The organism is Streptomyces sp. HNM0575, assembly GCF_012726265.1.
Classification (GTDB): domain Bacteria; phylum Actinomycetota; class Actinomycetes; order Streptomycetales; family Streptomycetaceae; genus Streptomyces.
Window position 1 is genome coordinate 277,963 of sequence record NZ_JAASAG010000009.1, and the last position, 21,139, is coordinate 299,101.

The following is a 21,139-nucleotide window of genomic DNA, read 5'->3' on the forward strand; positions in this document are numbered from 1 at the left end:
GCAGGTCGAGGGAGGTGCCCAACACACCCTGGGCACACGGGAGATGCACCTCGGCTACGGCGACCGCGAGGTGATCTCGGGCCTGACGGCGGACGTGCCGCCGGGCGCGGTGACGATGATCGTCGGGCCCAACGCCTGTGGAAAGTCAACGCTGTTGCGCGCGCTGGCCCGGCTGCTGTCCCCCACGGCCGGCACCGTACGGCTGGACGGCCGGAGCCTCGGCGAACTGCCGACGAAGCAGATCGCGACGGTGCTCGGCATCCTGCCGCAGGCCCCGGTGGCCCCCGAGGGCATCACGGTCGCCGACCTGGTCGGCCGCGGCCGCTATCCGCACCAGGACTGGTTCCGCAGGCGGACGGCCGAGGACGACACGGCCGTCGCGCGCGCCATGCTGGCAACGGACGTGCTGGAGCTGGCGGAGCGCCCGGTGGGCGAACTCTCCGGCGGACAGCGGCAGCGGGTGTGGATCGCCATGGCACTCGCCCAGGGCACCGACATCCTGCTGCTGGACGAGCCGACCACGTTCCTGGACGTGAGCCACCAACTCGACGTGCTGGACCTGCTGACCGATCTGAACCGCGCGGCCGCCACCACGGTCGTCGTGGTGCTGCACGACCTCAACCTCGCCTGCCGGTACGCCGATCACCTCGTCGTGATGAAGGACGGCGGCATCGTCGCGGAGGGCCGGCCGTCGGACGTCGTGACCGAGGAGCTGGTCACCGAAGTCTTCGGCATGCGCTGCTCGGTGGTCACCGACCCGTCGTCGCACACACCGATGATCGTGCCGATCGGGCGGCACCACGTGGTCGCCGGGGACTGAGAACGGCCGTCCCGTCCGCACGCGAGCAGCCCCCTCTCACTTAACTTAGGCTAACCTAACCAAGATGACACCCGTTGCTCATCCCCCGCGCAAGCCGAGCCAGGTCCCCGCGCCGGCACCGGTCTCCTTCCGCCGCCCGACTGCCCCGCGCCGCCCGGGAGTTGGGACGCGCCGCACCACCACTGCCGCACTCGCCCTGGGTGCCCTGCTCCTGGGGCTCACCGGCTGCGGCACCACGGGTGACGGGAACGGAGACGCCGCGGGCGGCCGTACGGTCACCACGAAGTTCGGAGAGGTCTCGGTGCCGGAGAAGCCGAAGCGCGTGGTCGCTCTGGGCTGGGGAGACGCCGAGACCGCACTGGCGCTGGGGGTGCAGCCGGTCGCGCAGAGCGACTGGCTGGCCTTCGGCGGCGACGGCGTCGGCCCCTGGGCCGAGGGACGCTACACGAAGAGCCCGAAGAAGATCGGCACGCTGGAGCCGGAGTACGAGAAGATCGCCGGCCTCCGGCCGGACCTGATCCTGGACACCAAGTCCAGTGGCACCAGGGAGCGTTACGACACCCTGAAGAAGATCGCGCCGACCGTGGGCGTGCCCGAGGGCGGCGACCAGTACCAGATCAGCTGGGAGCAGCAGACCAAGCTGGTCGCCAAGGCACTCGGCCGCGAGGAGCGCGCCCGCCGCCTCATCGCCCGGAACGACCGCGCGTTCGCCGAGGCGGTCAAGGCGCACCCGGAGTTCAAGGGCACGACCGTCACGCTGGGGTCGCGTACGGCCGACGCCTACGGCGCGTACGTACGCGGCGGCGGACGCGTCGACTTCGTCGAACGCCTGGGCTTCCGCAACAACCCGAAGGTCGAGGCCAGGGCGGGGAAGGCCTTCTCGGTGCCGGTCGCCCGCGAGAACCTCGACCTGCTCGACGCCGACCTCACCGTCGTCTCCCCGATCGGCGTCTCCGCGGACAAGGTCCGTGAGGACCCGCTCTTCCGCGCCGTTCCGTCGGTGCGCAAGGGCCACTCCGTGGTCTTCGGCGACAAGAAGCTCAGCTCCGCCTTCGCCACGGACTCGGTGCTCTCCACCCCGTACGCGCTGAAGAAGGTCGTCCCGGTCTTCGCGGACGCCCTGAAGAAGTAGGCGTGCCCGCTGCGCCGCCCGCGCTGCCGGTGCTGCGTCGTCGCCGTCCCTCCGCGCCCCGGCCCTCGCCGTCGCGCACCCCCGCCGCCCGTACCCGAGGAGCGAAGATGACCCAATCCCCCACGCACGGCGTCGCGTTGACGGCCGTCGCCATGGCGAACGAGCGGCGCGTCGAGACGGCGCGCGAGGACCGACTGGTCGACGATCCGCTGGCGGGCGCCTTCGTCGACGCCGCGGCACCGGCGGACGGGCCCTTCCCATGGCTCCAGGACGGCGGCACGCTCAGCGACCTCTGCCCCGCGATGGGCGACTACGTCGCGCTGCGCACCCGGCTGTTCGACGACTGGACGCTGCGTGCGGTATGCGAGGAGGGCGTACGCCAAGTCGTGCTGCCCGCCGCGGGGTTGGACGCGCGCGCCTATCGGCTGTCCTGGCCCGGCGACGTCCGGCTGTTCGAGATCGACTTCCCGGAGCTGATCGCCTTCAAGCAGGAGACACTGGCCGCCGTCGGCGCCCGGGCGTCCTGCGAACGCACGGCGGTCCGCGCCGACTTGGACGACGACTGGGAATCGCCGCTGCTGGACGGCGGGTTCCGGCCGGAACAGCCCTCACTGTGGCTGGTCGAGGGGCTGCTGATGTACCTCGCCGACGACGACGGGCTGCTGTCCCGCATCACCGCGCTGGCGGCGCCCGGCAGCCGCCTGATCGCCGACCACGCATACCCGGAGGCGCTGCGGAGCGAGGCGTTCGCAGCCGGCACGCAGACCCTGGCGGCCAACGGCTCCGCGTTCGGCAGTACGGTCACCGATCCCGAAGCGTGGCTCGCCGGGCACGGCTGGAGCGCGGCCCTGGCGGAGCCGTCGGACCTTGTCGGCGGGACCGGCCGCGCGCTGCCCGCCGTCCTCGACCCTGCCGTGCCGGACTCCCCCGTCTTCTGGTTCGCCCTCGGGCGCCGTGGGTGACGGCGGAGCGCGTGTGGAGCGACGGCCGTGAGCACGCCCGCGCGACAGCGTCCTGAGACGCCATCAGCGGCACGCTGATCGGCGAGGAGGCCGCTATCGTTGACCTCCATGAACAGCGCCTGGTTGCCGATATCCGCTGTTACCCGGCTTGCCGCCGCGGCAGTCGTCGGAGTGGCGATCGGCACTGTCGTCGGATTTTCGGTCGACACCCCGCTCGGCATTCTTGCGGCCATCGCCGCGACCGAAACCTGCTTCGTGGTGGCCGGCTGGACGGTGCTCTGGCCGATGGATGCCGATTCCACCCGCCGCAATGCGGGACGCGAGGACTTCCGCCCCCTCACCGAGGAACTCGTCGTCATCGCGGCCGCTCTGTGCGGCCTGGGCGGAATCGTGGTGCTTCTGCTCGGAAACTCCGACACCAGCCACGCCGCGGCGGCGCTCGCCGGCGTATTCATGGCATGGGCGGCACTGCATCTGATGTATGCGACTCGCTACGCGTATCTCTACTACGTGGACGCCGCGGGCGGGATCGACTTCAACTCCGACCAACCGCCCGCGTACCGGGACTTCTTCTACTTCAGCTACAACCTCAGCATGACGTATCAGGTCTCCGACACGGACGTCTCGAATTCAGCGATCCGTGCGATGGCGCTGCGGCACTGCCTGCTGTCCTACGCCTTCGGCACCAGCATCCTGGCCACGGCGATCAACCTCGTCGTCGGAATCGTCAGCAGCTGATCCCGGGCAGGGCCCGGGGTCTGATCTGCCCCGCTGCTCTTCATGAGACGGGCGGCGCGATACCGGGAGCGCTATCCCGCCAGGCTGTGCCCGCTCGAAGCAGACGTCACCGGCAGGAACCGCTGCCGGTCGACGATCGCCCGGTCCATCTCCCCTGCCGCGACAAGCTCACCGCAGTCGTCCACGGCGCGCACGGCGAAGGTGAGCTTCCGGCCGGCTGCGGTGGCCGGAAGTTCGGCCGTCACCTCGACCACCCCGCCCACCGGTGTGGCACGGCGGTGGTCGACGCGGACGGCGGTCCCCACCGTCGTCTGGCCGTCTGCGACGAGCGGCGTGGCCGACCGTACGGTCTCTGCTTCCATCCACGTGATCAACCGCGGGGTGGCGAGAACGGGCACATCGCCGCTGCCGATCGCCATCGCCGTATCGGCTTCCGTCACTTCATAGCGCATCGTTCATCACCCTGCATGCATTCGATAAACCATCTTGAAAAGCCCGCAACGGGAGCTGCTCACCCTGGACGCTATGGCCGAGCGCCGGATTCCGAAAGCCTTCCATTCCAGCGCTGGCACCGGCAACAAACGGCCTTGTCGCACGGGACAAACGCCGCACAGCGACGACAGGGGCGAGGGTTCCATGCAGTAGCTTCATTCACCGGCTTCATTCATCCCGGTCCGCGGCTCCGACGCCGTCCGGACCCGACGGACGCAAGGTGACGCAAATCATTCACAGTTCGCGCTCCGTCTCGGCGGTCCGGCCCGGTCGCGTAAGACCGTGGGCTTACGACGCCGAAGGCTTACGGCAGGGTGATTTCACGCGTGCGTGTGTGCGGCGACGCAAGGTCGTAGTGCGATACACAACCCCGGTTGTCGTGGAGGCCAAACCAGCCGCCGTAATGCTGTGCCGGTACTCTGCCGCACGATAGGTTGACTCAGGAAGCCGCGATGAGCCGCATCCCCTCAACGTGGCTTTCGTAATGTTTACCTGAATCGGAGCGCTGCCCCCATGAACAACCTGCACCGCGAGCTCGCCCCCGTATCCGACGCCGCCTGGGCGGACTTGGAGGCCGAGGCCCGGCGCACGTTCCAGCGCAATGTCGCCGCGCGACGGCTCGTGGACGTGCCCGAGCCGGCGGGGGTGAAGCTGGCGGCACTCTCCACGGGACACCTGGACACGATCCAGCCGCCTGCCGACGGCGTGTTCGCCGATCTCCGCCGCGCCCAACCGCTGGTGCAGCTTCGCGTTCCGTTCAGCGTCTCCCGCGCACAGGTCGACAGCGTGGAGCAGGGAGCGAAGGACGCGGACTGGGGTCCGGTGAAGGAAGCCGCTCGACGGCTGGCGCTCTCGGAGGACCGCGCGGTCTTCGAAGGCTATGGAGCGGCAGCCATCAGGGGCATCCGTGCCGAGTCCTCGAACGCGCCCCTCGCGCTCCCCGCGCAGGCCCGCGAGTATCCGGAAGTGGTGAGCCGCGCCGTCAGCTCACTGCGGCTCGCGGGCGTCGAGGGCCCGTACGCGCTCGCGATGTCCGCGGACGCCTTCACCACGGTGAGCGAGGCTTCGGACAACGGCTACCCGATCCACGACCACCTGCGCCAGGTCGTCGGCGGCGAAATCGTCTGGGCCCCGGCCATCGACGGTGCGTTCCTGCTGACCACGCGCGGCGGCGACTTCGAGCTGGGGATCGGCCAGGACGTCTCGGTCGGTTACCTGAGCCATGACTCCGCGGAAGTGGAGCTGTACCTCCAAGAGTCGTTCACATTCCTCGTGTTCACGGCCGAGGCGGGTGTGGCGCTCGTCAGCGGTCACCAGTGACGCGGCCCGCCCCTCTCAGGCTGCCGATCTCCAACGAGCCGTCCGGACGCGGCGGTTCCGCGGTTGCGTCGGTCGCGGCCGCCGTCGCGGTCGCGGTCGCGGCCGCGGTCGCGGCCGAGACGGTGGGGCGCGGAGGCTGGTCGTCCAGGAACTCCGTGGTGGGGACGTAGAAGAGTCCGCCGGTGACCGCTGTGGAGAAGTCGAGAATGCGGTCGTGGTTTCCGGGCGGGTCGCCGATGAACATGTTCCGGAGCATTCGCTCGATCACGTCGGGGTTGACGGCGTACCCGATGAAGTAGGTGCCGAATTCCCGGTCGCCGACGGCACCGAAGGGCATGTTGTCCCGCACGATCTTGTGCTCGGTGCCGTCCGGATCCACGATCGTGTTCAACGCCACGTGGGAATTCGACGCCTTGTCCGCGTCGGGCAGTTCGATGTCGCTGAGCTTCCGGCGGCCTATCGCCTGTTCCTGTTCCTCGATCGGCAGGGCGCCCCAGGCGTCCAGGTCGTGCAGGTACTTCTGCACGACGACGTAGCTGCCACCGGTGTAGGCCGGGTCCTCGTCTCCGATGTGCACGACGGCGAGCGCGGACGGACCGGACGGGCTCTCGGTGCCGTCGACGAACCCCAGGAGGTCCCTCTCGTCGAAGTACCGGAACCCGTGCACCTCGTCGGCGACGTCCACGCACCCGGCCAGCCGGTCCATGATCTGCCGGGCCAGTTCGAAGCACAGGTCCATCCGGCCGGCCCGCAGATGGAAGAGCAGGTCGCCCGGGGTCGAGACCGCCGTGTGCACCGCGCCGGCCACCGTACGGAACGGGTGCAGGCCCGCGGGGCGCGGTGCGTCGTAGAGCCGGTCCCACAGCTCCGCGCCCACTCCCACCACGCTGCTCAACTCGCCCTCGGGATTGCGGAAACCCACTGCTCGGGTCAGCCCCGCGAGATCGGACAGCAGATCCCGCGCGTCCTCCTCGGCACCCGCACGGACCGTGACCACGAGGAAGATCGCCGCCTTGGCCGGCGGTGCCAACACGTGCTGCGGTTGCCCTTGATGCGCCATCGATCCCCTTAAGCGTCTTTCTCACGAGAGATCGCCAGGCTATCGCCCGCGGGCGGCCGGACCCTGTCTGCGCCGGTCTTCTTGTTCGCGCTGTCAGTGCGCCTTGGCACTCTCGACATCGACGCGGAGCGACCCGCCGATGAGATCCCCCCGGGCCGCATCACCCGTGGCTGCCGTCTCGTGGTGGGGACGGTCGTGGAAGACGCACGCGGTGGCTCACTGGGAGCGTGACGAGTGACCGTTTTGCAGCAGGACGTTGGAGCTGAGGCTCAGGGCGTCGGCGGCGGTGGCCAGTTCGGCGATGCCGCGCGGGTCGGACAGTGACCGTCCGGTGAGTTCGTGTACGCGGCGCAGCCGGTAGCGAACGGTGTTGGGGTGGCAGTAGAGGACCTCGGCGGCGCGCTCGCTGGAACCGTCATGGTCGAGATAGGCGTTGAGGGTGTCCAGCAGCACGGCACGGTCGTCCGGGGAGAGTTCGAGTACGGCGCCGAGGACCTCCTTGGCGAGACGCCGGCCCTCGCCGGGATCGCAGGCCATGAGCGCGGCGAGCGGGCTGGGGCTGAACATCCGGACCTCGGCCCGTCCCGCGGGAAGGGTGGCGAGCGCCGTCCGGGCCAGTTGCAGCGCACGGGGGCTGTCGGCCAGCGACTGGTAGGGCGGGCTGACGCCGGTGCGGGCGCCGGCGGCCTCACGCAGCACGGCCAGCGCGGTCTCGCGTACGTCGCTGTGCAGGGAGACGATCCCGAGTTGCAGCGCCGGAGTCAGCCGCCACCCGGAGACGATTCCGTGCGCGGCCAGCCTGCGTTCGATGCCGGGGAGGCTTTCCTCGGCGAGGCCGCGCGTCTCCGCGGCGACGACCACCACCTGCGCGTCAGGGGGCAGCCCGAGCAGGTTGGCCGCCTCCCAGGGGCCGACCTCCGGACCGGGACCGCCGGTGAGCAGCGCCTCCACGAGGGCGGAGCGGCGCTGCTGCTGAGCGAGCAGCAGCTCGGCGGTGGCGGCACGGTACGCCTCGGTGAGAGCCAGGGCGTGCTCGTCGGTGAGCTGCCAGATCATGCTGGCGGCGGTGAGCAACGTGTCCGCCATGGACGGCCGTTGACCGCGGCGGGCGTGCTCCACCAGCGCGTCCCACAGGGTGGCGAAGCTGATCCGGTACGCCTGGAGCACCTCGGGAAGCGGCACCCCTTGATGCGCGCGGCGGTGGCCCGTCTCCCGGGGGGCGGACAGGTCGAGAGAGTCCTGCGGGTGACCGATGGCGCCGACCATGGCCCGCAGGTTGTGCGCGATGGAGCGCCGCAGATCCTCGGAGGACACGGGCTCGCCGTCGCGGTAGATCTCGATGCGGTCGAGGACCGTGGCGTGTGCGTCGTCGATCAACCGGGGAAGCCGATCGCTGGCCCACGCCGCCAGGTCGGCCAGTCCGTTGCGCGTCATTGGCTCCCCTTCCGGCTGTGCGCTGCGTACCGAACCGGCGCGGCCGGACGCCGGCGAAATCGTAAGCTGGCGCGATCACCTTGAGAAAGGCGTGAGGGCGGCCCGGCAAGCCGCCTGAAGGGCGTGTGCGCTGCACCGCCTCGATCCCCGCCTCGATCCCCGTTCCGGCACCGCGCGACGACGAGTCGACCGTGCGACCTGGCGGAGGGTGCCTCGGCTGAACGCGGTGTATTCACCGGCCCGATGGGACGGGACGCGCGACACCGAAGCCGGGCCGGACCGGACGCACGGACCGGCTCGGTCCGTGGCGTGGACGTTCGTCGTCCTCGTCCTGGCGTACGGCCTGTTCAACGCCGTCAAGGCGGCACTACAACTGTTCACCGGCTGACCGGTGTTCACACGCTGAACGCAGACCCGGGGCCTCGGCGGCCGTCTCGTCCGTACGTACGGAACGGGCGGCCCGCCGGGGCCCCGCGCCGTACGGTCACTCGTCCCGCGTCGCGCTTCTCTCTGCCCGGGCCCGCTCGGACGGTCCCGGCTCGGGTGCCGAAGGCGGCTCCTGGGCGGCTCCCATCACGGCGGGCAGATGGCGGCGGCTGTAGAACGCCGTGATCCCGAGGAAGAGCACGCCGACCGCGGCCAGTCCCACCAGAAGTGCCGGATAGGGGGCGGCTCCCGCGCTCATCGCGAGGAGGAGCGGCGCGAGGAAACCGCTGTGGGTGGCGCCCTGGTAGACCGAGGAGGCGGTGGGCAACGCGGGCCCGTGCGCGAGCCGTTCGATCTCCTTCAGCCCGGACGCGAGGGTCAGCCCGTAGCCGGCGCCGAGGACCACGGCGGCGGGCAGCACCAGCAGCGGGGAGTCCAGATACACGGCGACGGCGCCCGCCAGGAGCCCGACCACGACGGTGGCCATGGCGACCAGCGTGGAGCGCGCGCTGCCCGCCTGGTCCAGCCATGTGGCGAGCGGCTGCACGGCGACGCCCGTCGCGATCGTCACCCCCACGACCAGGCCGCTGAACATCGGTGCGTGGCCGTGTACTTGGTCGATCACCAGCGGCGGCAGCACGACGTACGCCACGGTGGCCGCGGCGAAGGCCGCCGGGCTGGCGGGCAGCACCACGAGCACGAACCGTGGGTGAGTGACGATGGTCCAGCGCATGCGCGGGGGACGCGGTGGCGCCGTACCGTCCTCGCGGGACGGAGTCGTGTCCGGCGAGCCGCGCGTCGCGAAGAACACCAGCAGCACGAGGACGCCGTGCAACAGGCAGGGCAGCACCATCGGTTGGGGCAGCCATTCGGCCACGACTCCGGCGGCCAGCGCCCCCGAGGCGAATCCGGCGCCGGTGGCGTACAGGGCACGGCGGTTCCCGGCGTCCTGACCCCGGGCCTCGGAGATCTCCTCCAGCCAGGTCGCACCCGCGGACAGGACGATCCCGGCGGCGAGCCCGGTGGCCAGACGGCTCGGATACACCGCGTCCTCGGTGACCACCGCTGCCGCCAGCGCCGTGCTCGCCGCGGATGACATCGCCAGCGCACCGCGCACGGCGCGCCGTCTGCCGTACCGGTCGGCGATCCGGCCGCCCAGGAGCAGCCCCGGGACGAGGCCGACGAGATACAGGGTGAACATCGCGGCCACCGCGAGGGCGGCCCAGCCCTCCCGCACCCGGTAGACGACGGCGAGCGGAGCGAACTGGCTGGCCCCCCAACCCGCGACGTACAGCGCGGACGCCACCGGAAGCCAACCGCGTGTGGCGTTCGAAACGGGCATGCCTGAGCGGCCCTTCCCTTCTGCTCGGTGTGGCCGGGCCGCTCGGCTCGTCTCAGCTCGCCGGGGCGGCCACCGGTTCCAGACGCACGACGACGCCCTTGGACGTCGGGGTGTTGCTGATCTCGGCGACGCTGTCGAGGGGCACCAGGACGTTGGTCTCCGGGTAGTACGAGGCGGCGGAGCCCGGAGCCGTCGGGTAGGACACCACCCGGAAGCCGTCCGCGCGGCGCTCCACCCCGTCGTCCCACACGCTGACGATGTCGACCTGCTGGCCGTCGGACAGGCCGAGTTCGCTCACGTCGTCCGGGTTGACCATCACGATGCGGCGGGCGTTGTGGATGCCGCGGTAGCGGTCGTTCATCGCATACGGGATCGTGTTCCACTGGTCGTGCGAGCGAAGGGACTGGAGCACCAGATGGCCGCGGGGCGCGCTGAGCATCGTGAACGCGTTGCAGGTGAAGACGGCCTTGCCGCTCGGGGTGGGGAAGTCGTGCCGGTTGACGGGGTTGGGCAGCCGGAATCCGCCGGGCTCGGCGACGCGCTCGTTGAAGTCCTCGAAGCCCGGTACGACGCGGGAGATCCGGTCCCGTACGGTGCCGTAGTCCTTCTCGAACTCCTCCCAGGGGATGGCCACTTCGGAGCCGAGCGTGCGCCGGGCCAGTCGGCACAGGATCGCGACCTCGCTGAGCAGATGCGGAGACGCGGGCTCCAGCCGTCCGCGTGAGGCGTGCACCTCGCTCATGGAGTCCTCGACCGTGTAGAACTGCTCGCCGGTGGCCTGGACGTCACGGTCGCTGCGGCCCAGCGTGGGCAGGATCAGCGCGGTCTCGCCGCATGCGGTGTGCGAGCGGTTGAGCTTGGTGGAGATCTGCACGGTCAGCCGGCACCGGCGCAGCGCCTCCTCCGTCACGCCGCTGTCCGGGGCGGCGCGTACGAAGTTGCCCGCGACGCCGACGAAGACCTTCGCCTTCCCGTCGCGCATGGCCCGGATCGCGCCGACGGAGTCGACGCCGTGCTCGGCGGGCGGGGTGAAGCCGAACTCCTTGCCGAGCGCGTCCATGAACGGCTGCGGCATCCGCTCCCAGATGCCCATGGTGCGGTCGCCCTGCACGTTGCTGTGCCCGCGCACCGGGCACACTCCCCCGACGGTTCCCTCCGCGCCGGCGGGGCCGCCGATACCGCCGCGCATCAGCAGGAAGTTGACGATCTCCCGGATGGTGGGCACCCCGTGCTTGTGCTGGGTGAGGCCCATCGCCCAGCACACGATGACCTTCTCGCTCTTCAGGACGCGCTGGTGCACCTGCTCGATCTCGTCCCGGGTCAGTCCCGTGGCGGCGAGCACGTCTTCCCAGGGGGTCTTCACGGCCTGTTCGGCGAACGCCTCGAAGCCCGTGGTGCGGGTCCGGATGAACTCGTGGTCGAGCACGGTGCCCGGTGCCTCGTCCTCGGCCTCCAGCAGCAGCCGGTTGAGGATCTGGAAGAGCGCGAGGTCGCCGCCGGAGCGGATGCGCAGGAACTGGTCGGCGATCTGTGTGCCCCGGCCGATCACCCCGCGTGCCTTCTGCGGGTTCTTGAAGCGCATCAGGCCCGCCTCGGGCAGCGGATTCACCGCGACGACGTGGCCGCCGTTCCGCTTGGTCTCCTCCAGCGCGGAGAGCATACGGGGATGGTTGGTGCCGGGGTTCTGGCCGACGACGAAGACCAGGTCGGCGTTGTGGATGTCGTCCAGGGACACGTTGCCCTTGCCGATTCCGAGCGTCTCCCCCAGCGCGGAACCACTGGACTCGTGGCACATGTTCGAGCAGTCCGGGAGATTGTTGGTGCCGAAGACGCGGGCGAACAACTGCAACAGAAACGCGGCCTCGTTGTTGAGCCTGCCGGAGGTGTAGAAGAGAGCCTCGTCGGGAGAGTCCAGGGAACGCAGCTCCCGCGCCATCAGTTCGAGGGCCTCGTCCCATTCGATCGGTGCGTAGTGCGTCGCCCCTGGGCGTTTGACCATCGGAGAGGTCAGCCGCCCCTGCTGGTTGAGCCAGAGATCGGACTTCCCGTCGAGTTCGGCGACGGAGTGCTCGCGGAAGAAGTCCGGGGTGACCCGGCGCGTGGTGGCCTCGTCGTTGACGTGCTTCGCGCCGTTCTCGCAGTACTCGTTCATGTGCCGGTGGCCGCCGGGCTCCGGCCAGGCGCACCCCGGGCAGTCGAAGCCCTTGGCCTGGTTGATGTTGAGCAGGGTCAGCGCCGTGCGCCGGACGGAGTTCTCCTCCAGCGAGTACTTGAGGGCGTGGGCCACCGCGGGCACGCCTGCCGCCCAGGTCTTGGGCGGTTCGACGGCCAGGTCTTCGCTCGGATCCTCGATCGTGCCCATGGGCCTGCCTCAACCTCTTTTCCGTTTGCCCTTTTCTGCATCCGCGTCGGTGTACGCGAAGGGCAATTCTTCGGCAGCCGCCGACGCGGGTCAAACAGAAGCGTTCGATGCCCTCATAGACGGCGTCTATGACCACGTTCAGCCCCTTCTCTGCGGTTTCGGTACGGCCGGGCGCTGTTACGGCGCCCGGAAATGCGGAATCCTTGTTCCGATGAATTTCCGGTGCCGGGACGGGAATTCGGAGAGCGGAGGTGCCGGTCAGCCGGGCATGCTCGTCGAAACGGAAATTCTCCTCGGCGACCATGGGTTCGGCGATCTGCATCAGTTCGGCATGGCCGTAGTCCTCGAACCCGAAGTGATGCGCACCGTCGTCACGGCTGCGGGCCGGTGACAGCCGGTACTAGCGAGGCAGCCGATCCACCGCGGTCATCGGCCGAACTCCTTGTGGAGTCCGGTCAGATAGGTGCGCGCGTCGGGTATGTGCTTCGCGGCGAGCCGGGATATGCGGGTGTGCGTCTCCAGGTGGGGTACGACGTCGCGGCGCTGGTCGTAGTAGAGGGCGCTGGTGAGACCCACCTCGGTGTAGACGATGTCCTGCAACTCCCGTTCCTTGAACCGGAAATACGTGAAGTGGCCGCTGGTGCCGGAGTGCGCGCCCGCGGCCAGCGGCACGATGCGTAACGTGATGCCCGGGTCGTCCAGCACCTCGATCAGCCGGCTGATCTGGTCGCGCATCACCCGCGGCGCTCCGACGACGCGGCGCAGCGCGGCCTCCTCCATCACCACCCACAGCACGGGCGCGTCCGGTGTGCCGAGCATGTCCTGCCGGCGCAGCCGCAGTTCGACGCGCTGCTCGAGGGCGTCCCTGGTGGCCTCGGGGAACCCGGCGCGTATGACGGCGCGTGCGTAGTCGCGGGTCTGCAACAGGCCGGTGACGTAGTGCGGTTCGTAGACGCGCAGCACGAGGGCGGAGGTCTCCAGGCTGATGTACGCGCGGAACCAGTCGGGCAGCGCCTCCCGGAACGGATGCCACCAGCCGGGCCTGTTGGCCTGCTCGATCATGCCGGTGAACTCCGCGGCCTCGGCGGCCGGTACCTGGTACAGCTCCAGCAGCAGCCTGACGTAGGGCAGTTTGAAGCCCACGTGGCCGCTCTCGAGACGGCGCACCGTCAGCTGGTTGACGTCCAGCACGCGGGCGGCGTCGGCGAGGCCGAGCCCCCGCTCCTCGCGCAGCTCACGCAGCCGCTTGCCCAGGATGATGCGCAGCACCGTGGGCGCGCTCTGACCGCTCGGCAGCGAGCCGCTCACGCTACCTCCTGACCGGGGGGTGACAAGGGCGTACAGGAGCACCTCAGTTGAACGGCGCTGTCGTGAACTTCGTTGTGAACTTCAGCCCGATGCCGTCGAGTTGAAAATATCAGGAGTTCATGGCGCCGTTGAAGTCCGGGTACGCATCAAGTACCCGCCTTTCAGGGCGGATTGGGGCAGTTGCGGCTTGGGCGGCCCCGCAGCGGGGCCGCGGCGGGCCCATACAGCCCATACAGCCCATGCGGATACGGCTCATACGGCCCGGAGTCGCGGCGCGGAGCGCTCGGAGGGTGCGCCGCCGGCGCCGGCACGGGTGTCCGCCTCGCGCCCGGCGCCGGGGACGGGCTCGTCGAGGCGGTCGAGCCAGCCGGTGGTGATCAGGTACTGCCCGAGGATGTACCCGGCCATGATCAGCAGCTCCTGCGAAGGGACCCTGCGGCCCGCCGCCTGAAGCCCGATCAGCAGATCCGAACCGACGAACGCGGCGGCACCCGCGGCGACCCTGCCGCCGACCCCGAGAGCGGCGGCGCCCATCGCGGTCAGGGCGAGGCTGTACCCCGCGACGGGCAGCCGCAGCCGCTTCTCCAGCGACGGTGCGAGCGCCGCGTTCACGGCGGCCCAGCCCGCGAGGCAGCCGACCGCCGGCCAGGGCCTGCGCCGCAGGCCGCGCAGCGCGCCGAGCCGGACATAGCCCGCCGTGTACCCCGCCTGGGTGCCGAGGAAGGCGGCCATGCCGAGGAGGAAGGCCGGTTCGTGCTCGTCGAAGAGGAGCGCGGTGTCGCCCGCGGCGGCGCACGCCAGACCGGCGACGAGCGGGGCGGGCGCGGGTGTCCGCTCGCCGGCACGGCGGCGCAGGACGTACGAGGCGAGGGCGGGCATCAGCAGCGGCTTGGCCGCGCGGCGCACCCCGCGCGTACGGTCGCCCGCGACCGCTGCCAGATCGGCCGCGGCGAGAGCGCCGAACGCGACGAGCGAGCCGCGGCCGGAGCCGTCGGGCCGGGTGGTGCGCGCCACGGCCTCTGCCGCCGCCCTGCGGATCCGCTGCCCTGCCGAACGTCCTGTGATCACCATGGCGGGCAGTCTTGTCGGCGCCGCACCGCCGGTCAACAGGGCCGCCGCAGTGCACCGCGCACCGGGCCGCGGTGCCGGAAGGTAGGCACCTGCGGGGCATTCGGTCGAAGGGGGCGAGTGGCGCGGCCGGGCCGCGAGAGCGCGTTCCTACGGTCGTCGGTGATGGGCCGGACCGGCCGTGCCCCCTCCATGGATCGGAGCCGCAGATGAAAGCTGATCCCGCGCCCTTGCCCGCGCTCGTGGCCGCGCCCGCGCCGACGGCCCCGCTGTTCCGCGGGCCCACGGCGGTGACGGACCGGGCCGCCGGGTCCGCACGGTCCGGCCCGCCGGACCGGTGCCGCCGGCCGGCCGGTCCGGCCCGCACCGCCGCGCGAAGGGAGGCGACCGCATGACGCCGCCCATCGTCGTGCACCCGCCGACGGCCGGGGGCGGCCGCCGGGTCACCGCGCACGCCGAGCAGTTGGGGATCGCCTTCCGCCCCGAGGACGTGGGCGAGTTCCTGCGGACCGCGGGCCTGAGCGAGGACGAGATCCAGCTCGACGACCCGAACCTCATCGAGTGGCGCGGCGGCGGCCCCGACATCTGGAACTAGGCGTGCTGTCCGGGGAGGTCGGTCCCGCGGAGTCCCGCCTGTGTCCGTCCCGGAGGCGGGCGATGCCAACTCGCGGACTGGCCCGGCGGTTTGCGGGCCGTTTGCGGACACATCCGGCCGGGAGCCGGCGCCCGTACGTACCGGGCTCGGCGCGGGCGTCCGGCTCCTCCCCCGTACGCTGCCGGGGCGAGTCCGTGAACGAAGGGGGCTACCGATGACGCCCGATCAGTGGGCGACGATCCAGCGGCTTGTGGAGTGGCTGGACTCCGCCAACGGCGACGGCGAGCACGAGACCGCGATGCGGCTGATGAAGCTCGCCGAGGAGTCGGGCGAGGTGATGCAGGCGTACATCGGCGCGACGGGCCAGAACCCGCGCAAGGGCCACACGCACACCACCGAGGACGTGGCCTCCGAGCTGTGCGACGTCATCCTGACCGCTGCGGTCGCGCTGCACCGCTTCTCGGACGACCCGGCCGCCACGCTCGATTCGAGGATCCGCGAGGTGGGACGGCGCTCGATGTCGCCGGGCGCGGCTCCGCACCCGCCGGGCACCCAGGTCACGCCCCGGGTCCCGGGCCCGCCGGGCCCCGCCCGCGGCTGACCGGAACGGACCGCGCGGCCCGGCCACGGATCCCGCCGTCCCACGGGTCACCGTCGACGAGCCGCCAGGGCCACTGGGGCCCGGCTGCCCGAACCTTCGGCTGGGCGCGCCAGAACTACCGCTCCCCCGGCCCCAGTTCGGGCCCGGGGCCGGACCGGCGACCGAACGGCCTCGGGGCGCCGCTCCTCGGGTCCGGGCCCGGACCGATTAGCCACCCTCCACGAGTCGCCAGGGCGCCACCGGGGCCCGCTTCGGCTCAGGCCTGCGGCTCCGGCTTCTGGCGCCCGGGGGCGGCCACTTCAGCGTCACCGTCACCGCCCGCCGGTACGGACGCGGCCGGCACGGCGTCCGCTCCCGTACGCGCCGCCACCGCTTCCGTCCCGTCTCCGGCCACGGCACCGGCACCGGTACCGGCCCCGGCACCGGCTCCATCCGGCGCGGCGAGCGCAGCGGGCACGGAGGCCGTCGCCAGCGCGCCCTCCGTGTCCGGCGAGAGCCCCCTCTGCACGCGGCCCATCGCGAACAGCACGACGATCATGATCGCGGGGCAGAGCGCGAAGCTGGTGAACGCGCCGGACGTGCCGATGCCCGCGTCCAGCAGGACGCCGCCCAGCCAAGGCCCCACCATGGCCCCGACCTTGGCGACGGACGACGCCCACGCGGCGCCGTTGGCCCGTATCGCCGTCGGATAGAACGTGCCGGCGATGCTGGTGATGCCGCCGTGGCCGCCGTTGACGAACATCTTCGCGGAGATGATGACGCAGATGTACAGCGCGGGCCCCGGCGACCCCAGGCCCAGCATCAGCATCGCGGCCGTGGCCGCGAGCGGCATCCACAGGATGCTGCCCACTCCCCTGCGGTCCACGAAGCGGCTGATCGCGAGCTGCGCGACGGCACCCGCGACGCTTGCCGCCGCGGCGATGAGGGCGGCGGCGCTGACGCTGAAGCCCATCCGCTCGTTGATCATCGGGGTCCAGAAGACCATGAAGTAGATGAGCGCGGACGAGCACACGTACACGATCCACAGCAGCGGTGTGATGCGTGCGAGCGAGCCGCGGAAGAGCGTGGCCGGGGTGAACTTCTTCTCGGGCGCGGGCGGTTGGGGGTCGCCGGGCACGAAGTGCGCCCCGTCGGCGAGCCGTTGGGCGGGCCAGAGCCGAGCGAGGGTCGCAGCTATGCGCCGGTCGGCGTCCGGACGGGCGCGCTGGGCGAGGAACTTGACCGATTCGGGCAGGAAGAGCAGCACGGGCACGAGGGCCAGCAGCGAGCAGAGGCCGCCCGCGACGAACACGGAGCTCCAGCCGTGGCCGGGCACCAGCAGGTTGGAGACGGGCCCGCCGGCCGCCCCGCCCAGCGTGTAGCCCACCATGATCACGGAGATCGCGGTGACGCGGACCCGCTTCGGCGCGTACTCCGCCGTCAGCGCCCAGGACAGCGGCAGCACCCCGCCGAGGAAGAAGCCGGAGACGAAGCGCAGCGCGAAGAGATGCGCGTACGTCCCGGCGAGCGCGAAGGCCAGCATGAAGACGCCGAATCCGGCCACGCACACGACGATCGAGGGCTTACGGCCGATGCGGTCGCCCAGATATCCCATGCACAGACCGCCGACGAGCGTGCCGAAGAGGCCGACCGTGCCGAGCGTCCCCAGCTGGGTGTCGCTGAGGCCGAAGTCCCCTTTCAGATATGTGGCGGTGAAGGAGAGGATCTGGAAGTCGAAGCCGTCGAGGAAGGTGATCAGACAGCAGACGGCGAAGACCCGGTACCAGGCCCTGCGGCCCTGCTGCCGCTCGATGAGCGGTGCGAGTTCGACGACGGGCGGTGAGGCGTGCCCGTCCGGGGACGACGGTGCGGTGGGCATGGGAAGCTCCTCGTCATTGAGGTCGCGCGAGGTGCGCGGGGTGCTTGGGGTGTACGGAGACCAGGCCGCGGTCCGCGTCGACGCGCACGCGGTCGCCGGTACGGATCACGGTGAGCGGGTCCTGGTCGAGCCCGGTGACGGTGGGGACGCGGGTGACGACCGCGCCGAGTGCGGCCTTGGTCGTCGTCGTCACGTAGATCATCGCGAGCGGCGCGGTGCCGAGCAGCCGCGTGGACTGGAAGAACCCGGCCCAGCCCGAGGAGCCCTTGGCACCGGGGAAGACCAGCACCCGCCCCGCGAAGGACTGCCCGTGAAGCGGGTGCCGGCGTTCGATGATCACGCCTTCGGCGGGGTCGATGCCGCCCCAGCCGGAGATGGTCTCGTAGGAGACGAGCGCCTCGCCCTCCGCCGTACCGGGCACGACGGTCCTGCCCCACAACTCCAGTACGCCGCCAGGCTGTTCGCCCTGGGCTGCGGACACCGGGGGCGGTGCGGGGGACGCGGCGCTCTCCCGCGCGCGGTGGAGGCTCATCGCAGCTCTCCCTTCCAGCGGCCGGTGACCGCTGCGGAGACACAGTCCTGGAGCGTGCCGAACCAGGCCTCGATCCCGAGGATCGCGGGCAGGTAGTGGGCCTGCTTGGCCGAGTCGGTGGCGAAGACCCTGGTGCCGGGGGGTGCGGAACGGGACATGGCGGGGCAGGAGTCGGTGAGCACGCTGCCGCCTGCCGCTTCGATCGTCGCGGTCCAGCCGTTGCGGTCGGCGGTGGTGCGCAGCGCTCTGGGCACCATCAGCCACAGCCGGGTGGCGGAGTGCAGCGTGCGGCCTTCGAGCAGGCGGGCGGTCTCGCGGACCTGGTCGAGGGAGGCGTGCGGGCAACCGAGGAGCACGAAGTCGACGTCGGCGCACTGCCCTTGGGAGTTGAGGTCCTCGTAGACGGCCCGGCGTTCGCGTTCCCCGTACGGCACGGACTCCGGCAGTGCGGCGGCCGTCGTGCCGAACGCGGCCTGTGGGGTGGGGGCTTCGGGCGTGATGCCGGGCAGGTGGTAGATCTCCACTCCCCCGGACGAGGCGGCGGCCGCCCCGAAGTGCTTGAGGTCCAGCAGGTCCGGCTGCCTCAACTCACCGGTGACGACGGGCCGTTCGTCCTGGACGAGCCCGCCGGCGAAGTAGCCGAGCATGCCCCACTCCAGCGGCCCCTCCACGGGCGTGTGCGCCTCGATGAGGTGAGTGCCGCGGCGGTTGGCCTCGTGGTGGTTGCCCCAGCAGGGGATGCGCCCGGTCAGCGACGCGGCTCCGGTGGACGCCGTGCCCTCGCAGTTGGTACGGGCGCCGAGCACCGAGTTGGCGTACACCACCGCGGAGGACTCCATCCACGCGACGTGCTCGCCGCGTACGGGGATGTTCCCGACCTGGTAAGGCGTGCACGTGGCAAGGATGTTGACGCCTTTGCGGCCGTAGAAGGACTCGGCGTCGCTCTGGAGCTCGATCATCTCCTTGGGGTACGGGGCGACGCCCTCGGAGTCCGGTCCGAAGGACTGCTGGAGCTGGCACGTCGGCACCCGCATGGCTGGGATCTCCAGGTCCTCGTCGCTGTCGAGGTTGATCACCGCGTACGCCTTGTCCCAGCCGCCCTCGCGCACGAGTTGCGCCTTCACGGGCGAGGGCTGCGTCATCGTCCCGGCGACGTTGCGCACGTCGCACAGCTTCTCGGCGTCGAGCGCCTGCCCGTAGCGGACGAGCAGGTCCATGGCCGCCGCCGTGGCGGGGCCTTCGGCGCCGTCCAGCATGGCCTTGTCGGAGTCGGTGAGCAGCATCAGCGGCGGTCTCCTTGCGCGCGTGGTGAGAGGACGGCGCCCTCCTGAAGGGGGCGCACGGTGCGCCGGTAGACCGAGAGCCAGCCGCGCGGCTCCGGTTCCGCGGACCGGGCGTCCCGCTCCGCTCCGGCCTCCAACAGGCGCCTGCGCTCGGCGAGTTCGCCGTCGAGCACATGGAGGTCGGCGCGGCGTGCGGTGAGGTCGACGGTGATGGTGTCGCCGTCGCGTACGAGCGCGAGGGGGCCGCCGTCCGCGGCCTCCGGCGACACCTCGCCGACGACGACGCCCTTGTTGACGAGGCCGGAGAGCTGTCCGTCGGTGACGACGGCGACCCGTCCGGTCAGCCCCGCGCCGTCCAGCGCGAAGACGGGCCGGGAGGCCATGCCCATGCCGGGTGTGCCCTTGGGGCCGAGCCCGCGCAGCACCAGCACGTCTCCAGGCTGCACGGCGCCGTCGCGCAGGGCGTCGAGCGCGGTCTGCGGGTCCTCGTAGACCCTGGCGGGTCCGGTGAACGACGTCTCGCGCCGCTCGTCGACGGCGAGCTTGACGATGCCGGTGGCGGGGGCGAGGCTCCCGCGGACGAGGACGATGGTGGGCCGCCGCCCGTGCGGCCGGTCCGCGGGACGTATGACGCGCCCGTCGGGCGGCGGGGCGTCGGCCAGGTCCTCGCCGAGGGTGCGGCCGGTCACCGTGACGGCACCGGTGTGCAGCAGGTCCCCGAGGCCGCGCAGCACGGCCGCGGCGCCGCCCGCCGCCTCGAACTCCTCGATGGAATCAGGTCCGTTGGGACGTACGGCCGCGAGCAGCGGCACCCGGTCGGCGAGTTGCTCGTACAGCCCGTATACGTCTACTCCGGACTCCGCCTCCTCGGCGACCGCCTGGAGGTGCTTCACGGAGTTGACGGAGGCGCTGACGGAGAGCATCAGCGTCACGGCGTTCTCGAAGGCCTGCCGCGTGAGCAGCCGGCGGGGGCGCAGGTCCTCGTGGACGAGGGCGACGGCGCGGCGTGCGGCCGCGCGCACGCCGTCCCACATCTTCCCGCTTCCGGCGAGTACGGGCGTCGTCCCGGGCATCGCCACACCGAGCGCCTCGCAGGCCATGTGCATGGAGTTGGCGGTGCCCATGCCCGCGCACACCCCGGGACCGGCGACGGCGTTCTCGCTCATCCCGGTCAACTCCTCCAGGGACAGCCGCCCTTGGGCGTGGTGGCCCGCGGCGAGGAAGACGTCCTCGATGTCGCAGTGCCGGCCGCGGTACGTGCCGGACGCCTGGTAGCCGCAGCCGACCATCACGGTGGGCAGGTCGATGCGGGCGGCGGCCATCAGCTGGCCCGGCGCGGTCTTGTCGCACGAGGCGAGGCACACCATTCCGTCCAGCTGTGCGCCCTCCACGGCCGCCTCGATGTCGTGGCTGATCAGGTCGCGGGCGGAGAGGATGTAGCCGCCGCGCCCGCCCGCGGAGTGGATGAAGTCGCTGGGCGCGACGGTGCGGATCTCGAAGCCGAGGCCGCCCGCCTCCGCCACGGCCTCCTTCGCCGCCGCGGCGACCGCGTCCAGATGGCTGTAGCAAGTGGCCAGCGACGACGAGGAGTTGACGATGGCGATCTTCGGCTTGGCCATGTCCTCGTCGGAGAGCCCGAGGGCGCGCCACTGTGCCCGGCGGACCGCCCAGGGGGATGTGCCGGGCCGGTAGTTGCTGCGCAGCCGCGTCATGGCCTGCCCCTTCTCTCCCGGGTGCCTGCTCTCGTTGGTCGTCTCACCGGTCATTCGTCTCGCCGGTCATTCGTGCCGCCGGCCGGTCGTCTCC

At 71.3% G+C, this 21,139-nt stretch carries 19 protein-coding genes; 8 read left to right on the forward strand and 11 right to left on the reverse strand.

All coding sequences use genetic code 11. The features are described from left to right. Window positions 1-43 precede the first annotated feature (43 nt). From HCC61_RS22130 to HCC61_RS22145, 4 genes are all read left to right on the forward strand, one after another. On the forward strand, window positions 44-820 hold the full coding sequence (locus HCC61_RS22130; protein ID WP_169138151.1) for an ABC transporter ATP-binding protein: 777 nt from the start codon (window positions 44-46) through the stop codon (window positions 818-820). A gap of 64 nt (window positions 821-884) precedes the next feature. Further along, on the forward strand, window positions 885-1,952 hold the full coding sequence (locus HCC61_RS22135) for an iron-siderophore ABC transporter substrate-binding protein (protein WP_169137954.1): 1,068 nt from the start codon (window positions 885-887) through the stop codon (window positions 1,950-1,952). A 107-nt stretch (window positions 1,953-2,059) separates the two neighbouring features. After that, window positions 2,060-2,914 carry an SAM-dependent methyltransferase gene (locus tag HCC61_RS22140; RefSeq protein ID WP_169137956.1) on the forward strand — a complete coding sequence of 285 codons (855 nt, stop codon included), beginning with the start codon at window positions 2,060-2,062 and terminating at the stop codon, window positions 2,912-2,914. A 108-nt stretch (window positions 2,915-3,022) separates the two neighbouring features. After that, entirely contained in the window at window positions 3,023-3,652 is a 630-nt protein-coding gene (locus tag HCC61_RS22145) for a DUF1345 domain-containing protein (RefSeq protein WP_169137958.1), read from the forward strand. 71 nt (window positions 3,653-3,723) lie between these two features. Here the strand turns inward: HCC61_RS22145 and HCC61_RS22150 are convergent, their stop codons facing one another. Then, window positions 3,724-4,104 carry a thioesterase gene (locus HCC61_RS22150; protein WP_169137960.1) on the reverse strand — a complete coding sequence of 127 codons (381 nt, stop codon included), beginning with the start codon at window positions 4,102-4,104 and terminating at the stop codon, window positions 3,724-3,726. A 553-nt stretch (window positions 4,105-4,657) separates the two neighbouring features. Between HCC61_RS22150 and HCC61_RS22155 the strand changes: the two genes are divergently transcribed. Then, window positions 4,658-5,464: a family 1 encapsulin nanocompartment shell protein gene (locus HCC61_RS22155; protein ID WP_169137962.1), complete on the forward strand. Its 807-nt coding sequence runs from the start codon at window positions 4,658-4,660 to the stop codon at window positions 5,462-5,464. Here HCC61_RS22155 and HCC61_RS22160 read toward each other — a convergent pair. The 4 genes from HCC61_RS22160 to HCC61_RS22175 all read right to left on the reverse strand — a co-directional run bounded on the left by HCC61_RS22160 (window position 5,448) and on the right by HCC61_RS22175 (window position 12,088). Next, complete coding sequence (locus tag HCC61_RS22160; RefSeq protein WP_169137964.1) at window positions 5,448-6,524, reverse strand: Dyp-type peroxidase; 1,077 nt, start codon at window positions 6,522-6,524, stop codon at window positions 5,448-5,450. The two genes, HCC61_RS22155 and HCC61_RS22160, sit on opposite strands and share 17 nt — an antisense overlap. Before the next feature lie 216 nt (window positions 6,525-6,740). Further along, entirely contained in the window at window positions 6,741-7,958 is a 1,218-nt protein-coding gene (locus HCC61_RS22165) for a PucR family transcriptional regulator (RefSeq protein ID WP_169137966.1), read from the reverse strand. Between the two features lie 484 nt (window positions 7,959-8,442). Further along, entirely contained in the window at window positions 8,443-9,726 is a 1,284-nt protein-coding gene (locus HCC61_RS22170) for an MFS transporter (protein ID WP_169137968.1), read from the reverse strand. A gap of 52 nt (window positions 9,727-9,778) precedes the next feature. Beyond that, window positions 9,779-12,088, reverse strand: coding sequence for an FdhF/YdeP family oxidoreductase (locus HCC61_RS22175; protein WP_169137970.1), 2,310 nt, complete (start codon window positions 12,086-12,088; stop codon window positions 9,779-9,781). On the opposite strand from HCC61_RS22175, the gene HCC61_RS22180 reads away from it, so the two are divergent. Then, window positions 12,087-12,479 (forward strand): hypothetical protein, encoded by a 393-nt coding sequence (locus tag HCC61_RS22180; protein WP_206322833.1) that lies wholly within the window; start codon window positions 12,087-12,089, stop codon window positions 12,477-12,479. The genes HCC61_RS22175 and HCC61_RS22180 overlap by 2 nt on opposite strands. 35 nt (window positions 12,480-12,514) lie before the next feature. On the opposite strand, the gene HCC61_RS22185 is transcribed toward HCC61_RS22180, so the two are convergent. Next, window positions 12,515-13,396: a Scr1 family TA system antitoxin-like transcriptional regulator gene (locus tag HCC61_RS22185; protein ID WP_169137974.1), complete on the reverse strand. Its 882-nt coding sequence runs from the start codon at window positions 13,394-13,396 to the stop codon at window positions 12,515-12,517. A 252-nt stretch (window positions 13,397-13,648) separates the two neighbouring features. Next, entirely contained in the window at window positions 13,649-14,467 is an 819-nt protein-coding gene (locus HCC61_RS22190; protein WP_169137976.1) for a lysoplasmalogenase, read from the reverse strand. Window positions 14,468-14,855: 388 nt separating this feature from the next. Between HCC61_RS22190 and HCC61_RS22195 the strand changes: the two genes are divergently transcribed. Continuing rightward, entirely contained in the window at window positions 14,856-15,059 is a 204-nt protein-coding gene (locus HCC61_RS22195; protein WP_169137978.1) for a hypothetical protein, read from the forward strand. Between the two features lie 214 nt (window positions 15,060-15,273). Further along, entirely contained in the window at window positions 15,274-15,660 is a 387-nt protein-coding gene (locus HCC61_RS22200) for a MazG-like family protein (RefSeq protein ID WP_240969168.1), read from the forward strand. 256 nt (window positions 15,661-15,916) lie between these two features. On the opposite strand, the gene HCC61_RS22205 is transcribed toward HCC61_RS22200, so the two are convergent. From HCC61_RS22205 to HCC61_RS22220, 4 genes are read right to left on the reverse strand one after another with little or no spacing between them, the layout of a single operon-like run. Next, window positions 15,917-17,518, reverse strand: a complete 1,602-nt coding sequence (locus HCC61_RS22205; protein WP_169137980.1) for an MFS transporter — start codon at window positions 17,516-17,518, stop codon at window positions 15,917-15,919. Window positions 17,519-17,531: 13 nt separating this feature from the next. After that, window positions 17,532-18,050, reverse strand: a complete 519-nt coding sequence (locus tag HCC61_RS22210; RefSeq protein WP_169137982.1) for a DUF126 domain-containing protein — start codon at window positions 18,048-18,050, stop codon at window positions 17,532-17,534. Continuing rightward, on the reverse strand, window positions 18,047-19,333 hold the full coding sequence (locus HCC61_RS22215; RefSeq protein ID WP_169137984.1) for an aconitase X catalytic domain-containing protein: 1,287 nt from the start codon (window positions 19,331-19,333) through the stop codon (window positions 18,047-18,049). The genes HCC61_RS22210 and HCC61_RS22215 overlap by 4 nt, the downstream gene beginning before the upstream one ends. Beyond that, complete coding sequence (locus HCC61_RS22220) at window positions 19,333-21,099, reverse strand: dihydroxy-acid dehydratase (RefSeq protein ID WP_240969169.1); 1,767 nt, start codon at window positions 21,097-21,099, stop codon at window positions 19,333-19,335. Before HCC61_RS22220 ends, HCC61_RS22215 begins: the two co-directional genes overlap by 1 nt. Between the last annotated feature and the right edge of the window lie 40 nt (window positions 21,100-21,139).

Bases quoted from the DNA above. Each gene is read 5' to 3' on its own strand.
- HCC61_RS22130 (WP_169138151.1), top strand. From the start codon at position 44: ATGCACCTCGGCTACGGCGACCGCGAGGTGATCTCGGGCCTGACGGCG.
- HCC61_RS22135 (WP_169137954.1), top strand. From the start codon at position 885: ATGACACCCGTTGCTCATCCCCCGCGCAAGCCGAGCCAGGTCCCCGCG.
- HCC61_RS22140 (WP_169137956.1), top strand. From the start codon at position 2,060: ATGACCCAATCCCCCACGCACGGCGTCGCGTTGACGGCCGTCGCCATG.
- HCC61_RS22145 (WP_169137958.1), top strand. From the start codon at position 3,023: ATGAACAGCGCCTGGTTGCCGATATCCGCTGTTACCCGGCTTGCCGCC.
- HCC61_RS22150 (WP_169137960.1), bottom strand. From the start codon at position 4,104: ATGCGCTATGAAGTGACGGAAGCCGATACGGCGATGGCGATCGGCAGC.
- HCC61_RS22155 (WP_169137962.1), top strand. From the start codon at position 4,658: ATGAACAACCTGCACCGCGAGCTCGCCCCCGTATCCGACGCCGCCTGG.
- HCC61_RS22160 (WP_169137964.1), bottom strand. From the start codon at position 6,524: ATGGCGCATCAAGGGCAACCGCAGCACGTGTTGGCACCGCCGGCCAAG.
- HCC61_RS22165 (WP_169137966.1), bottom strand. From the start codon at position 7,958: ATGACGCGCAACGGACTGGCCGACCTGGCGGCGTGGGCCAGCGATCGG.
- HCC61_RS22170 (WP_169137968.1), bottom strand. From the start codon at position 9,726: ATGCCCGTTTCGAACGCCACACGCGGTTGGCTTCCGGTGGCGTCCGCG.
- HCC61_RS22180 (WP_206322833.1), top strand. From the start codon at position 12,087: ATGGGCCTGCCTCAACCTCTTTTCCGTTTGCCCTTTTCTGCATCCGCG.
- HCC61_RS22175 (WP_169137970.1), bottom strand. From the start codon at position 12,088: ATGGGCACGATCGAGGATCCGAGCGAAGACCTGGCCGTCGAACCGCCC.
- HCC61_RS22190 (WP_169137976.1), bottom strand. From the start codon at position 14,467: ATGGTGATCACAGGACGTTCGGCAGGGCAGCGGATCCGCAGGGCGGCG.
- HCC61_RS22195 (WP_169137978.1), top strand. From the start codon at position 14,856: ATGACGCCGCCCATCGTCGTGCACCCGCCGACGGCCGGGGGCGGCCGC.
- HCC61_RS22200 (WP_240969168.1), top strand. From the start codon at position 15,274: ATGACGCCCGATCAGTGGGCGACGATCCAGCGGCTTGTGGAGTGGCTG.
- HCC61_RS22205 (WP_169137980.1), bottom strand. From the start codon at position 17,518: ATGCCCACCGCACCGTCGTCCCCGGACGGGCACGCCTCACCGCCCGTC.
- HCC61_RS22210 (WP_169137982.1), bottom strand. From the start codon at position 18,050: ATGAGCCTCCACCGCGCGCGGGAGAGCGCCGCGTCCCCCGCACCGCCC.
- HCC61_RS22215 (WP_169137984.1), bottom strand. From the start codon at position 19,333: ATGCTGCTCACCGACTCCGACAAGGCCATGCTGGACGGCGCCGAAGGC.
- HCC61_RS22220 (WP_240969169.1), bottom strand. From the start codon at position 21,099: ATGACCGGTGAGACGACCAACGAGAGCAGGCACCCGGGAGAGAAGGGG.